This window comes from [Mycobacterium] manitobense (genome assembly GCF_025821665.1).
Lineage (GTDB): Bacteria > Actinomycetota > Actinomycetes > Mycobacteriales > Mycobacteriaceae > Mycobacterium > Mycobacterium arseniciresistens.
Window position 1 is genome coordinate 42,796 of sequence record NZ_JACKSJ010000250.1, and the last position, 12,836, is coordinate 55,631.

The window sequence follows — 12,836 nt, forward strand, 5'->3', positions numbered from 1 at the left end:
ACGAGACGTCAGGCCTGAACCTGTTGGCGGCGCCGAGGTTGACCCGGCACCCTCCGCCCGCATACCGGATGCTGCGCGAGTCTTCCCCGGTGATGCGAGTCGATGGCATCGGCGTGCTGGTCAGCACGTGGGACCTGGTGGACAAGGTCCTGCACGAGCCGGAGCTGTATTCGTCGGCGTTGACGTCGGGCATGCTGACGACCCTGCACGAAGCACGAGCGTAGCTCCGTGCATCTCGAGCGACGAGAAAGCTCCACGACGTGGTTGGAGCTGAACCGACCGCAATCGCTCAACGCTTTCACAGTCGCCGGATACCGCGGCTTGCGAGAAGCGCTGGACCGGCTCGCCACCGACGACACGGTTTGTGTGGTCGTGCTGACCGGACGCGGACGCGCGTTCTCGGCCGGTGCCGACCGATCGCTGCTCGACGCGGCGTTGCCCGACACCGAGCGACGACTCGCCGGTGAAGAATTCGGACACCTGCTGGAGACTCTGGGTGGTTTTCCGAAGCCGTTGTTCGCTGCGGTCAACGGCCTGGCCGTCGGATTCGGCTGTTCGATGCTGCTCTACTGCGACGTCGTTATCTTGGCCGAAACCGCCAGACTTCGGTTTCCATTCACCGCGCTGGGCATCGTGCCCGAGGCGGGCAGCTCGGCACTGCTACCCGCAAGGGCGCGCTGGACCGATGCGATGTGGGCGTTGCTTTCCAGCGAGTGGATTGATGCCGCTGACGCCGTCCGCACCGGCCTGGCCTGGCGCAGCGTGCCAGATGCCGACCTCCTCGAGGAGGCTGCACGCGCATCGGCCGTGGTCGCCGCCAATGATCCGCGGTCGGTAGCCGCCACCAAACGTCTCCTGATGTCCGGCCTTTTCGGTGAGGCGCGACAAGCGGTTCGGCGTGAGCTCGACGAGATGCAGGCACTTCAGTGGACGGCTCGCAGCGCGGAGAGCCGTTCAGCCGGGGCGCCATACGACGCGCCGTCGGCGTGAGAGAACTTGCGGCAATGCCGACATTGGTGACCGTGAACCACATTGGCAACGTCGTGCGCGCCGGCACATCGGCCCCGCGCTGCTGACTCCGGGTGGAGCGCACCCCACCGAACGGCCTCGCGCCTTCGGGTGTCAGTGTCCGTGGGTCGGATTGAGAATGCCGGGGATGACGAAGCCGCGTAGCAATGCGCGGTGATCGGGACTGGTCTGCTGGTCCACACGTTCATCGTGCGTACTCTGACCGTGCCTGCCATCGCGACCCTGCTGGGGGAGGCGAGCTGGTGGCCGACGCACCGCGGGTAGGTCGCCCCGGAGTGCTGGAGAAGGTCGAGCACATCGAACAGTGCGTGCCGGTCGTTACGCTTGCAAGCGGACGCGCGCGACAGAGTTTGTGAAGTTCGTTGCCGGGTATCTGCGTCGCAATCCATCGAGAAAAGACAAACCCGTGGCAATTCATGAGCCTGCGTAGAGTCGTGCACTCGATGTCCAGCGTCGCGCTCACCATGGTCCACGCCTGGAACGGGCCGCGCACGCCCCTGGGCCGATTCCGCCCAATCCCCGCGTCAGTTCGCGAGCCAGGTGGAGCGCACCACCGATGCTGACCGCACTGCTGTGGGGGCTGGTCGCCTCTTCCTCGTTGATCGTCGGCGCACTCGCCGGTGTGGCCTGCACCTGGAATCAGCGCCTCATCGGGCTGGTGCTCGGCTTCGGCGCCGGTGCCCTCATCGCGAGTATCTCGTTCGAACTGGCGGAGGAGGGATTCCGTGTCGGCGGCGCGGTGCCAATGGGGCTCGGTCTGGCGGCCGGTGCAGTGACGTTCTCCGTCGCCGACAAGGTCGTCGACCGCCTCGGCGGCGACACCACCCGTGCGGCGGGGGTACCTCTGCTGCTCGGCGCGCTGCTCGACGGCATCCCCGAGCAGGCCGTGCTCGGTATCGGCATCGCCGATGGCGCCTCAGTGAGCCCGACTCTGCTGCTCGCCATTTTCGTGTCGAATCTCCCCGAGTCGATCGGGTCTGCCAGCGACCTGCGCAGGGCTGGTCGTCGCGTCGGGCGCATCGTGCTCGGTTGGGCGGCAGTCGCGGCACTGTGCGCGGTCGCCACCGTCGGCGGATACCAGTTCCAGGAGACCGCCGGAGCGGCGCTGCGGGGCGGAATCGACGGATTCGCCGCGGGTGCGCTGCTGGTCATGCTCGTCGGATCGATGATTCCGGAAGCGACCGAGAAAGCGCACGAACAGGCCGGTTTGGCCGCGGTGCTCGGCTTCGCGCTGGCGGCCGGGATGTCGCTGGCCCAGTAGGCCCCGTGGCGCGTCGCAGGCCGAGCGGCACTATGCCTCTCCAGGCCCATATGCGACCCGCAGTTGTGCTCTACCGGGCCGAAGTGCGGTGGGCGATGGCACCCGCAGAATTGGCGATCCAGTGGAGCTTCGACCTCACCACTCGACTGGGGCGTTCGAAAGGCGGCCGAGAATGAAACAAGCTCGATCTGTAGCGCTGCGCTCCGGTGAGGAGATCGCGGCCATAGGACAGGGAACCTGGCATTTCGCCGAGAGCGCTGGGCGGCGGGACGACGAGGTCGCCTCGATCCGGCTCGGTATCGACTTGGGGATGACGCTGATCGATACCGCCGAGATGTACGGCAACGGCGCGGCGGAAGTCTTGGTCGGAGAGGCGATTGCCGGACGGCGTAGCGAAGTGTTCCTCGTCGACAAGGTGCTCCCCCACCACGCGACCCGGGAAGGCACCGTCCGCGCGTGCGAGGCAAGCCTGGGCAGACTCGGCACCGACCACATCGATCTCTACCTTCTGCATTGGCGGGGCACCATCCCGCTGGCGGAGACGATCAAAGGTTTCGCCGACTTGGAACGCGCGGGGATGATCCGGCACTGGGGAGTGAGTAATTTCGACATGGACGACATGGTCGAACTCGCAGGCCTCCCAGGCGGCGACGAGGTTCAGACGAATCAGATCCTCTACAACCTGACCCGCCGAGGCCCCGAGTACGCGCTGCTGCCGTGGCTGGCCGAATACGGCGTCCCGGCCATGGCCTACTCACCGATCGAGCAGGGCCGACTGCTCGACCACCCGGCGCTGCAGCCAATTGCAGAGCAGTACAATGCAACTCCAGCACAGATCGCGCTGGCCTGGGTGCTTCACCACGACGGCGTCAATGCCATCCCACGTGCCGGAACACCTCCCCACGTTCGGCAGAACGCCGCCGCCCGCGACATCGAGCTGAGTCGCACCGACCTCGACGACCTCGACCGAGCGTTCCCGCCGCCTACGCGGCCGCATCCGCTCGAAGTTCTGTGAACGGCGGCCTTGAGCTGTGGACCTCGCTATGCCGTCGGAATGCATCCTCTCGTGCTGTCAGGACCAATTCCGGTCGAGATTTCCGGCCCATTGGGAGCACGCGGTCATCGAAATCGACTGTCAGACTAATTGTTCGGAGGCCATCAGCGGGCGGTACGGACCACCGTGAATTGCTCGTCGAGCCTCCGGTACCGCCACCCTCGGGACCTAGGAGAAGCCATGGCTTTGATGCGATTCGATGCGTTTCGGGAATTCGACCGGCCGGCCGACCAAGCGACGGCCGGCGCGCGCAACGCGCGTAGGTGCAGTGATGGCTGAGCCTTCGGCCGTGGCGACTTCGGCGATGCGGCGCAATGAGCCGGCCCGCCAGGTGATCGCCACGTTCGACAACTACGCCGATGCCGAACATGCGGTCGACTACCTGTCCGATCACCAATTCGAGGTGCACCGGGTGGCGATCGTCGGCCGCGATCTGGAGTACGTGGAACAGGTTCTGGGCCGATTGAACTACGGCGGCGCGGCGCTGCGCGGTGCCGGCTCGGGGGCCGTCGTCGGCGCGCTGACCGGCTGGATCTTCGGGCTCTTCAACTGGATCGACCCACTGGTTTCGGCGTTGGTGCTGGCCGGCTACGGCCTGGCCTTCGGCGCGATCTTGGGCGCCTTGTTCGGACTCCTCGTCCATGCGCTGCAGCGTGGCCAGCGCGATTTTCGCTCCATCAGTGGGCTGCGGCCCAAGTATTACGACGTCGTCGCGGACGTGGAGGTTGCCGATCGCGCGCTGCAACTCCTCGCCGGCGGCAATCGAAAGGAATGACGATGGCAACAGCGGTAGGTATCGATCTTGGGACGACGAACTCGGTGATCGCCGCCTGGCAGGGCGGGGAACCAGTGGTGATTCCCAACACCGAGGGCGCACGAACCACACCCTCGGTGGTGGCCTTCACCGAGAACGGCGAGCGTCTGGTCGGGCAACTGGCCAGACGGCAGTCGATCATGAACCCGAAGGGCACCATCTACTCGGCGAAGAGGTTCATCGGGCGCCGCTTCGACGAGATATCGGAGGAGGCCAAAGGGGTCAGCTTCGACGTCGTCGACGGCGAGGGTGGCGCCGCCCGCTTCGACGTTCGCGGCAAGCAGTACTCGCCCGAAGAGATCAGCGCCCAAGTGCTGCGCAAACTCGTCGACGACGCAGGCAAGTTCCTCGGTGAACGGGTCAAGGAAGCGGTGATCACCGTTCCGGCGTATTTCAACGACGCGCAACGCAATGCCACCAAGGATGCCGGCCGGATCGCCGGGCTGGAGGTGCTGCGCATCATCAACGAGCCCACGGCCGCGGCGCTGGCCTACGGGCTCGACAAGAAGGGACACGAAACCGTGCTGGTCTTCGACCTCGGCGGCGGCACCTTCGATGTCAGCCTTCTCGACGTCGGCGACGGGGTGGTCGAGGTTCGCTCCACCGCAGGTGATTCGCATCTGGGTGGCGACGACTTCGACCGCCGGCTCGTGGACTATCTGGCCGACGAGTTCCAGCGCGAGAACAACATCGATCTGCGTCAGGATTCGCAGGCACTGCAGCGGCTGTTCGAGGCGTCCGAGAAGGCCAAGGTCGAACTGTCGTCGGTGACGCAGACCCAGGTCAATCTGCCGTTCGTCACCGCCGACGCCAACGGCCCCAAGCACCTCACCATGACCATCAATCGGTCGAAGTTCGAGGAGCTCACCCATGATCTGGTCGAGCGCTGCATGGGTCCGGTCAAGCAGGCGATGCAGGACGCCAAGGTGACGGCCAACGACATCGACGAGGTCATCCTGGTCGGTGGATCGACCCGCATCCCGGCCGTCCAGGCCCTGGTCCGCCGGCTCACCGGCGGCAAGGACCCGAACATGACCGTCAACCCTGACGAGGTCGTCGCCATGGGTGCCGCGATCCAGGCGGGCGTGCTCAAGGGTGAGGTCTCTGACGTCCTGCTGCTCGACGTCACCCCACTCTCCCTGGGAGTGGAGACGGCCGGCGGCGTGATGACCAAGATCATCGAACGCAACACCACCATCCCGGCCCGCCGCAGCGAGGTGTTCAGCACCGCAGCAGACAACCAACCGGCGGTGGACATCGTCGTGCTGCAGGGGGAACGCGAGATGGCGCGGGACAACCGTGTACTCGGCAGGTTCAAACTGGAGAACATCCGACCGGCCCCGCGCGGTGAGCCACAGGTCGAGGTCACCTTCGACATCGACGCCAACGGAATCCTGAATGTCACCGCGCGGGACAAGGACACCGACGCCGAGCAGAGCATCACCATCAGCGAACAGTCGAACCTCGATCAGAGCGAGGTCGAGCGGATGCTCGCCGAGGCCGAGGCGCACCGCCGCGAGGACGAAGAGATGCGCAGGCAGGTCGATGCGCGCAATGAGCTCGATTCGGCGGCTTACCAAGTCGAGCGCCGCCTCGCCGAGCTCGGTGACTCCGCGGCGCCACATGATCGAGCCCGCGCCGAGATGCTGGTCGCCGACGCTCGGCAAGCCGTCAAGGATGAGGCACCGCTGGAGCGGGTGCAATCGCTGACATCCGAGCTGCAGCAGGCGCTCTACGGGCTGCAGCCCGCCCCGGCCGCCAACGGCAACGGCAACGGCAACGGACAGCCAGGCCCGTCGAGCAACGGCCACGGTGCACCGGTCGGCGACGACGACGTGGTCGACGCCGAGTTCGATCGGGGCTGACCCGCCATGGTCAGTCCGACGGAACATTCGACCGACGAGGACCGTGACGTGGCCAGCGGAGGTCCGCCGGAACAGGTTGCTTCCCAGACCGATTCGGATGCGGAGCTCGCCAAGCTCGAAGATCGTTGGCGACGGTCGGTCGCGGATCTGGACAACCTGCGGAAGCGATATGCCCGCGAACTGGACCGCGAGCGGTCGGCGGAGCGATCCAGGGTCGCGGCGACCTGGTTGCCCGTCGTCGACAACCTGGAGCGGGCGGTTGCCCACGCGGGTGACAAGTCCGACGCGGTTGTCGAGGGCGTGCGAAGCATTCTCGGCGAAGCGCTGCAGGTGCTGGAGCACCTCGGTTATCCGCGCGACGCGGAGTCGGGGGTGCCATTCGACCCGCAGCGTCACGAGGTGGTCGGCGTCGTCGAGCACGCCGACAGCACACCCGGGACAGTCGTCGAGGTGGTCCGCCCGGGTTACGGACAAGGTTCGAGCCAACTACGGCCGGCGGCCGTAGTGGTGAGCCGACGGGAGGAGTGAGATCGAGTGGCCCGCGACTACTACCAAGTCCTCGGGGTGTCGCGGGACGCGAGCGCCGACCAGCTCCAGCAGGCGTTCCGCACGCTGGCCCGTAAATACCACCCCGATGTCAACAAGGATCCTGCGGCCGAGGACCGGTTCAAAGAGATCAATGAGGCCTATCACGTGTTGTCGGATCTCGACACCCGCAAGCGCTACGACCGATTCGGCCAGGACTTCCGGCAGGTGCCCGAGGACTGGGAAGAGCGAGCAGCTGCGGGGGCCGGCGGCTTCGGCGGCGGAAGACGATCCGGCACAAGGGCGTACAACGGTCAGGGCTTCGGCGGTGCGGGCGGCGGCATCAACATCGAAGACTTGTTCGGCGACATGTTCGGCGGCGGTGGCGGATTCGGGCCGATACCGGGCGCCGACCAGGAAGCGGAGCTGGAGCTGACCCTCGAGGAGGCCTACCGGGGCGGCAAGCGGCAACTCTCCTTGGATGGCCGCACCTACGGGGTCACCATTCCCGCGGGCGTCATCGACGGTCAGCGAATCCGGCTCGCGGGAGAGGGCGGCCGGGGTAGCGGTGATGGCCCGGCCGGAGATCTGTACCTGAGGGTGCGCATCAAGCCGCATCCGCACTTCCGGCTCGACGGACGCGACGTCATCGTCGATCTACCGGTGTCGCCGTGGGAGGCGGTGCTGGGGACCACTGTCGCCGTCCGAACTCCCGGCGGGGAAGCCAAGGTCAAGGTGCCTGGAGGCTCGTCGACGGGCCGTCGGTTGCGTCTGCGCGGCGAAGGGATGCCCAACCCGCGCGGCGCCGCCGGCGACCTCTACGCAGAGATCAAGGTGGTGGTGCCACCGACACCGACGGCGCGAGAGCATGAGCTGTTCCAACAACTGGCGGCGGAGTCCACGTTCGACCCGAGGAGGGGACCATGACCGCAACACGGTATGTCCTCGCGCGGCGGCCCGGTATGCAACTCGACGAGTTCGCAACGCGTTGCGCATTACATCCCGACATGGTGCGCAGATTTGTAGCGCTCGGACTCGTCGCCTGCCGGCAGGATGCCCGCGGCGAACCCTCATTCGAACCGTCGGCGTTGGTGACGGTGGCGCGCATCCAGCGGTTGAGGACAGGTCTGGGACTCAACTACGCGGCAATTGGACTGGTGCTCGACCTGCTGGACCACATCGAAGAGCTGGAATCCACTTCTCGCCGAAGGAGGACATCGCCGTGGACATCAACAAGCTGACTCAGAAGTCACAGGAAGCGTTGACCGAAGCGCAGAGCATCGCGACCCGGATGGGTCACACCGAGGTCGACGGCGAACATCTCTTGATGTCTCTTATCGACCAGCCCGAGGGTCTCGTCCCGCGACTGCTGGATCAGGCGGGCGCCGACACTGCGGCCCTGCGCGCGGACCTGGAACGCGAGCTGAACCGGCGACCGAAGGTGAGCGGTCCAGGCGCCGCGCCGGGCCAGGTCTCTGTCAGCAGGCGGCTGGCGAACCTGTTGGAGGCCGCCGAGCGGGAAGCCAAGCGGCTAAAAGACGATTACGTGTCGGTGGAGCACCTCGTCATCGCGCTTGCCGAAGAGGGTTCCTCGAGCGCGGCCGGACGGATGCTGGCCTCCCATGGCGTCAACCGGGAATCGTTCCTGGGCGCGCTGACCAAGGTCCGTGGCAACCAGCGGGTCACGTCAGCGTCGCCCGAGGGGGCCTACGAGGCGCTGGAGAAGTACGGCCGCGACCTGGTCGCCGAGGCCCGCGCCGGAAAGCTGGATCCGGTGATAGGTCGAGACGCCGAGATCCGCAGAGTAATTCAGATCCTCAGCCGTAAGACGAAGAACAATCCGGTTCTCATTGGCGACCCCGGAGTCGGCAAGACGGCGATCGTGGAGGGCCTGGCCCAGCGGATCGTTCGCGCCGATGTCCCGGAAGGTCTGCGGGACAAAACAATTTTTTCCCTCGACATGGGCTCGCTGGTGGCAGGTGCGAAGTATCGAGGTGAGTTCGAGGAACGGCTGCAGGCCGTGCTGTCTGAGGTGAAGGCCGGCGAGGGGCGAATTCTGCTGTTCGTCGATGAGTTACACACCGTGGTCGGCGCAGGCGCGACGGAGGGGTCGCTGGACGCCGGCAACATGCTGAAGCCGATGCTTGCCCGCGGTGAGCTGCACATGATCGGTGCCACCACCCTGGACGAATATCGCAAGCACATTGAAAAGGACGCCGCGTTGGAGCGCCGGTTCCAGACCGTGCTGGTCGACGAACCTGACGTCGAGGACACCGTTTCGATCCTGCGCGGGCTGCGCGAACGCCTCGAGGTGTTCCACGGGGTGAAGATTCAGGATGCCGCACTGGTGGCGGCGGCAACGCTGTCGCACCGCTACATCACCGACCGCTTCCTGCCCGATAAGGCGATCGACCTGGTGGACGAGGCGTGTGCGCGGCTACGCACCGAAATCGACTCGATGCCGGCGGAGTTGGATGAGATCACCCGTCGGGTCACCCGGCTCGAGATCGAGGAGGCGGCACTGGCCAAGGAGACCGACGCGGCCAGCAAGTCGCGGCTGGAGGAACTTCGCAAGGAACTGGCCGATCTGCGATCAGAGGCCGACGCCCAGCACGCCCAGTGGGATGCCGAACGGCAGGCGATCCGGCGGGTACAGGAACTTCGCGGACAACTCGAGCAGCTCCGGCGCGAGGCCGAAGAAGCCGAACGCAACTATGACCTCAACCGGGCGGCCGAGTTGCGCTATGGCCAGATCACCGAACTGGAACGCAAATTGCAAGCGGCCGAGGAACAGCTGACGTCCAAGCAGGGCGAAAAGCGTTTGCTCCGCGAGGTCGTCACCGAGGACGAGATCGCCGAAATCGTGGCGGCATGGACCGGCATACCGGTCGCGCGATTGCAGGAGGGCGAACGGGAAAAGCTGTTGCGGCTCGACGAAATACTGCACGAGCGGGTGATCGGCCAGGACGAGGCGGTCCAGCTGGTCGCCGATGCGGTGATTCGGGCCCGCTCCGGAATCCGCGATCCGCGCCGCCCGATCGGCTCGTTCATCTTCCTCGGGCCCACCGGGGTGGGTAAGACCGAGCTCGCGAAGACGCTGGCGGCCGCCTTGTTCGACAGAGAGGACAACACGGTCCGGCTTGACATGAGCGAGTACCAGGAGCGGCACACGGTGAGCCGGTTGGTCGGTGCACCGCCGGGATACGTCGGCTACGAGGAGGGCGGTCAGCTCACCGAAGCGGTGCGTCGCAAGCCCTACTCGGTCGTACTGCTCGACGAGATCGAGAAGGCGCACGCCGATGTGTTCAACACCCTGCTTCAGGTGCTCGACGACGGCCGGCTCACCGATGCACAGGGACGTCACGTGGACTTCCGCAACACGGTGGTCATCATGACCTCCAACATCGGATCGCACCACCTGCTCGACGGCGTCACCGCGGACGGCGAGATCAAGCCCGACGCGCGCGACCGGGTGATGGCCGAGCTGCGCGGACATTTCCGGCCCGAGTTCCTCAACCGCGTCGACGACATCGTGCTGTTCGCTCCGCTGTCAATGGCACAGCTCGAGCGGATCGTCGAGCTACAGCTTGCCGAGCTACGGGATCGTCTGGTGGAAAGGCAAATCGAACTCGACATCACCGTGGACGCTCGCCGGATGATCGCCGAACGTGGCTACGATCCGGTGTACGGGGCACGGCCGCTACGCCGCTACATCGCCCACGAGGTGGAAACCAAAATCGGCCGGGCGTTGCTACGCGGCGATGTCGCGGGCGGTGGCAAGATCCGCGTCACCGTGGAGAACGGCGAACTCAGGGTCGGGTATTCGGAACCCGCCCTGGCGGCCTGACGGAGGAGTGCCGTGGCATCGGAAATCGTGACATGCCCGCATTGCGGAAAACGAAACCGCGTACCTGCGGCGGCTGCGGGAAAGCCCCGGTGCGCCAACTGTCACCAGTGGCTGCCGTGGATCGCGGCGGCCGGCGACGGGGACTTCGCGGAGGTCGCCGAAACGGCCTCGGTTCCAGTCCTTGTCGACCTGTGGGCGCCCTGGTGCGGACCGTGCCGCATGGTGAGTCCGGCGCTGGAGCAGCTTGCATCCGAACGCGCCGGACGACTCAAACTGGTCAAGGTCGACGTGGACAGTGCACCGGCGATCTCGCAGCGGTTCACGGTGCAAGCGGTGCCGACGCTGCTGGTCCTCGACAACGGGCAGGTGCTGGCGCGGCAAGCGGGAGCTGCTCCCGTTGCGGCACTACGAAGTTGGTTGGACCAGGCGCTGTCGGCCGACCGTGGGAAGGAAGCAAGGCCATGACATCAGTGAACATCGATCCACATGTGGCGACCATCCGCCCGGTGCGCCCGCGCACGAACGGCTGTGAGGAGTGCTTGCGGCTGGGCACACCGTGGGTTCACCTGCGGCTGTGCCTGACGTGCGGGCACGTCGGGTGCTGCGACTCGTCACCGATGCGGCATGCCCGGGCACACGCGCACACGGTAGAACACCCGATCGTGCAGTCCATCGAACCAGGCGAGAATTGGCGCTGGTGCTATGTCCACGAAGACTATGTCTGAGGCCGTCCTCGACCAGCGCGAATCGCCTCCGCTGGCCGAAACCCCCGACATTCACGGCGCCTACCCGCGGCTGTCCGAGGATCAGATCGCCACCCTCGAGGCAGGCTGTGCCCGGCGAACCGTCAGCGCGGGCGAGGTGCTCGTTCGCGAAGGTGAAAGCGCCGAGCACTTCTTCGTCATCGTGGCAGGCAAGGTGGCCGTCAGCGTGACAGACGATGCGGGCAACCAGCGCGTGACCCGGGTGCACGGCCCCGGGCGGTTCCTCGGCGAGTTGGGCGACCTCGAGGGCCAGGCAGCGTTCTACACCGCGGAGGTGGTGGAACCCGGTGAAGTGCTGATGGTCCCGACCGAACGGGTGCGGGATCTGGTCGCCCACGATCCAGCTCTCAGCGATCTGATCCTGCGCGCATATCTCTGGCGGCGTTGCCTGCTCATTCAGGAGGGATCCGGATTCCGGATCATCGGCTCCTGCTACTCGCCGGACACCACTCGGCTACGTGAATTCGCCGCACGAAATCGGTTGCCGCACCGCTGGTTCGACCTTGAGCGTGACCCCCAGGCCGAACGCCTGCTGCAGCGGTTCGGGGTGAGCGCCCAGGACACACCGGTGGTGATATGGGGCGGTGTGGTGCTGCGCAACCCGACCAACACAGAGCTGGCCCGGCGGGTGGGACTGCCGGTGCCCGACGCGGCGCCCGACGAATCCGACGTCATCGTGGTGGGTGCTGGTCCCGCTGGGCTCGGCGCCGCGGTGTACGCAGCATCCGACGGCCTGGCCACCGCGGCCATGGAACGGATCGCGACCGGCGGGCAGGCTGGAACGTCGTCGAGGATCGAGAATTATCTCGGATTCCCCGGTGGAATCTCCGGGGGCGACCTCGCTGAACGTGCTGCCCTGCAGGCCGAGAAGTTCGGAGCACGGATCTCGGTGTCCGCCGAGATCATCCGGCTGGAATCGGACCACGGCCAGTACCAGCTGACGCTCGCGGACGGCGGGACGATGGTGGCCAGGGCCGTAGTACTGGCCATGGGAGCCAGGTATCGAAGACTCGCTGTCCCGGGGATCGAATCGTTCGAGGGCAAGGGCGTGTACTACGCCGCCACGGTTCAGGAGGCGTTGATGTGCGGCACCGGGCCCATCGTCATCGTCGGAGGTGGCAACTCCGCGGGCCAGGCTGCCGTGTTCCTCGCCGCACAGGCCTCCCGGGTATTCGTGGTGATCCGCGGCGACGACCTGAACAAAGACATGTCCCGGTATCTCGTCGACCAGATCAACGCGAACCCCCGCGTGACCGTCCGGACGCGCACCGAGATCCGGGAAGTGCGCGGCAACGATGCACTCGGAGCGGTGGTGACCGAGGACAACCGAACGGGCCAACGGCAGTCGATCCAGACGCGCGCCTTATTCGTCTTCATCGGCGCAGATCCCCACACCTCGTGGCTCGCCGGCGCAGTCCAACTCGACGAGCGCGGCTTCGTCCCGACCGGCACCGCTGCGCTCTACTCGGACGCTGACGGCGATCAGGGGCGACCGCCCCGTCAGCCGATGAAGTTGGAGACCAGCCAGCCCGGTGTGTTCGCGGTGGGCGACGTGCGCAGCGGCTCGGTCAAACGGGTGGCCTCCGCGGTCGGCGAGGGATCGATGGCGATCCGCCAAATCCACGAGTACTTCGGGACCTGACCGGCGGAGCGGTCCTCGGCCGATCTCCTGCCCGG

The 12,836-nt window shown here is 66.3% G+C and carries 13 protein-coding genes and 1 pseudogene; all 14 read left to right on the forward strand.

Annotated features, from left to right (window positions below):
* Nucleotides 1-89 precede the first annotated feature (89 nt).
* The 14 genes and pseudogenes from H7I41_RS27710 to H7I41_RS27770 all read left to right on the forward strand — a co-directional run bounded on the left by H7I41_RS27710 (nucleotide 90) and on the right by H7I41_RS27770 (nucleotide 12,801).
* Nucleotides 90-224, forward strand: a complete 135-nt coding sequence (locus tag H7I41_RS27710; protein WP_264015855.1) for a hypothetical protein — start codon at nucleotides 90-92, stop codon at nucleotides 222-224.
* Between the two features lie 4 nt (nucleotides 225-228).
* Nucleotides 229-990 (forward strand): enoyl-CoA hydratase/isomerase family protein, encoded by a 762-nt coding sequence (locus tag H7I41_RS27715; protein ID WP_264015856.1) that lies wholly within the window; start codon nucleotides 229-231, stop codon nucleotides 988-990.
* Between the two features lie 192 nt (nucleotides 991-1,182).
* Nucleotides 1,183-1,293: pseudogene (locus tag H7I41_RS30440) on the forward strand (MMPL family transporter); the annotation flags it as partial.
* 292 nt (nucleotides 1,294-1,585) lie between these two features.
* A complete protein-coding gene (locus H7I41_RS27720) occupies nucleotides 1,586-2,290 on the forward strand; it encodes a ZIP family metal transporter (RefSeq protein ID WP_264015857.1) in 705 nt (234 codons plus the stop codon).
* A 172-nt stretch (nucleotides 2,291-2,462) separates the two neighbouring features.
* Entirely contained in the window at nucleotides 2,463-3,305 is an 843-nt protein-coding gene (locus H7I41_RS27725; RefSeq protein WP_264015858.1) for an aldo/keto reductase, read from the forward strand.
* A gap of 310 nt (nucleotides 3,306-3,615) precedes the next feature.
* Nucleotides 3,616-4,119, forward strand: a complete 504-nt coding sequence (locus tag H7I41_RS27730; protein ID WP_264015859.1) for a YflT domain-containing protein — start codon at nucleotides 3,616-3,618, stop codon at nucleotides 4,117-4,119.
* Between the two features lie 2 nt (nucleotides 4,120-4,121).
* Nucleotides 4,122-6,023 carry a molecular chaperone DnaK gene (gene dnaK / locus H7I41_RS27735; RefSeq protein ID WP_264015860.1) on the forward strand — a complete coding sequence of 634 codons (1,902 nt, stop codon included), beginning with the start codon at nucleotides 4,122-4,124 and terminating at the stop codon, nucleotides 6,021-6,023.
* Nucleotides 6,024-6,029: 6 nt separating this feature from the next.
* Nucleotides 6,030-6,551: a nucleotide exchange factor GrpE gene (locus tag H7I41_RS27740; protein WP_264015861.1), complete on the forward strand. Its 522-nt coding sequence runs from the start codon at nucleotides 6,030-6,032 to the stop codon at nucleotides 6,549-6,551.
* A 6-nt stretch (nucleotides 6,552-6,557) separates the two neighbouring features.
* Nucleotides 6,558-7,475, forward strand: a complete 918-nt coding sequence (locus H7I41_RS27745) for a DnaJ C-terminal domain-containing protein (protein WP_264015862.1) — start codon at nucleotides 6,558-6,560, stop codon at nucleotides 7,473-7,475.
* Nucleotides 7,472-7,789 carry a chaperone modulator CbpM gene (locus tag H7I41_RS27750; RefSeq protein WP_264015863.1) on the forward strand — a complete coding sequence of 106 codons (318 nt, stop codon included), beginning with the start codon at nucleotides 7,472-7,474 and terminating at the stop codon, nucleotides 7,787-7,789. Before H7I41_RS27745 ends, H7I41_RS27750 begins: the two co-directional genes overlap by 4 nt.
* Nucleotides 7,771-10,395, forward strand: a complete 2,625-nt coding sequence (gene clpB, locus H7I41_RS27755; RefSeq protein WP_264015864.1) for an ATP-dependent chaperone ClpB — start codon at nucleotides 7,771-7,773, stop codon at nucleotides 10,393-10,395. Before H7I41_RS27750 ends, clpB begins: the two co-directional genes overlap by 19 nt.
* 12 nt (nucleotides 10,396-10,407) lie before the next feature.
* Entirely contained in the window at nucleotides 10,408-10,860 is a 453-nt protein-coding gene (trxA, locus tag H7I41_RS27760) for a thioredoxin (RefSeq protein ID WP_264015865.1), read from the forward strand.
* Complete coding sequence (locus H7I41_RS27765) at nucleotides 10,857-11,120, forward strand: UBP-type zinc finger domain-containing protein (RefSeq protein ID WP_264015866.1); 264 nt, start codon at nucleotides 10,857-10,859, stop codon at nucleotides 11,118-11,120. Before trxA ends, H7I41_RS27765 begins: the two co-directional genes overlap by 4 nt.
* Nucleotides 11,098-12,801, forward strand: a complete 1,704-nt coding sequence (locus H7I41_RS27770; RefSeq protein ID WP_264015867.1) for an FAD-dependent oxidoreductase — start codon at nucleotides 11,098-11,100, stop codon at nucleotides 12,799-12,801. The genes H7I41_RS27765 and H7I41_RS27770 overlap by 23 nt, the downstream gene beginning before the upstream one ends.
* Nucleotides 12,802-12,836 lie beyond the last annotated feature (35 nt).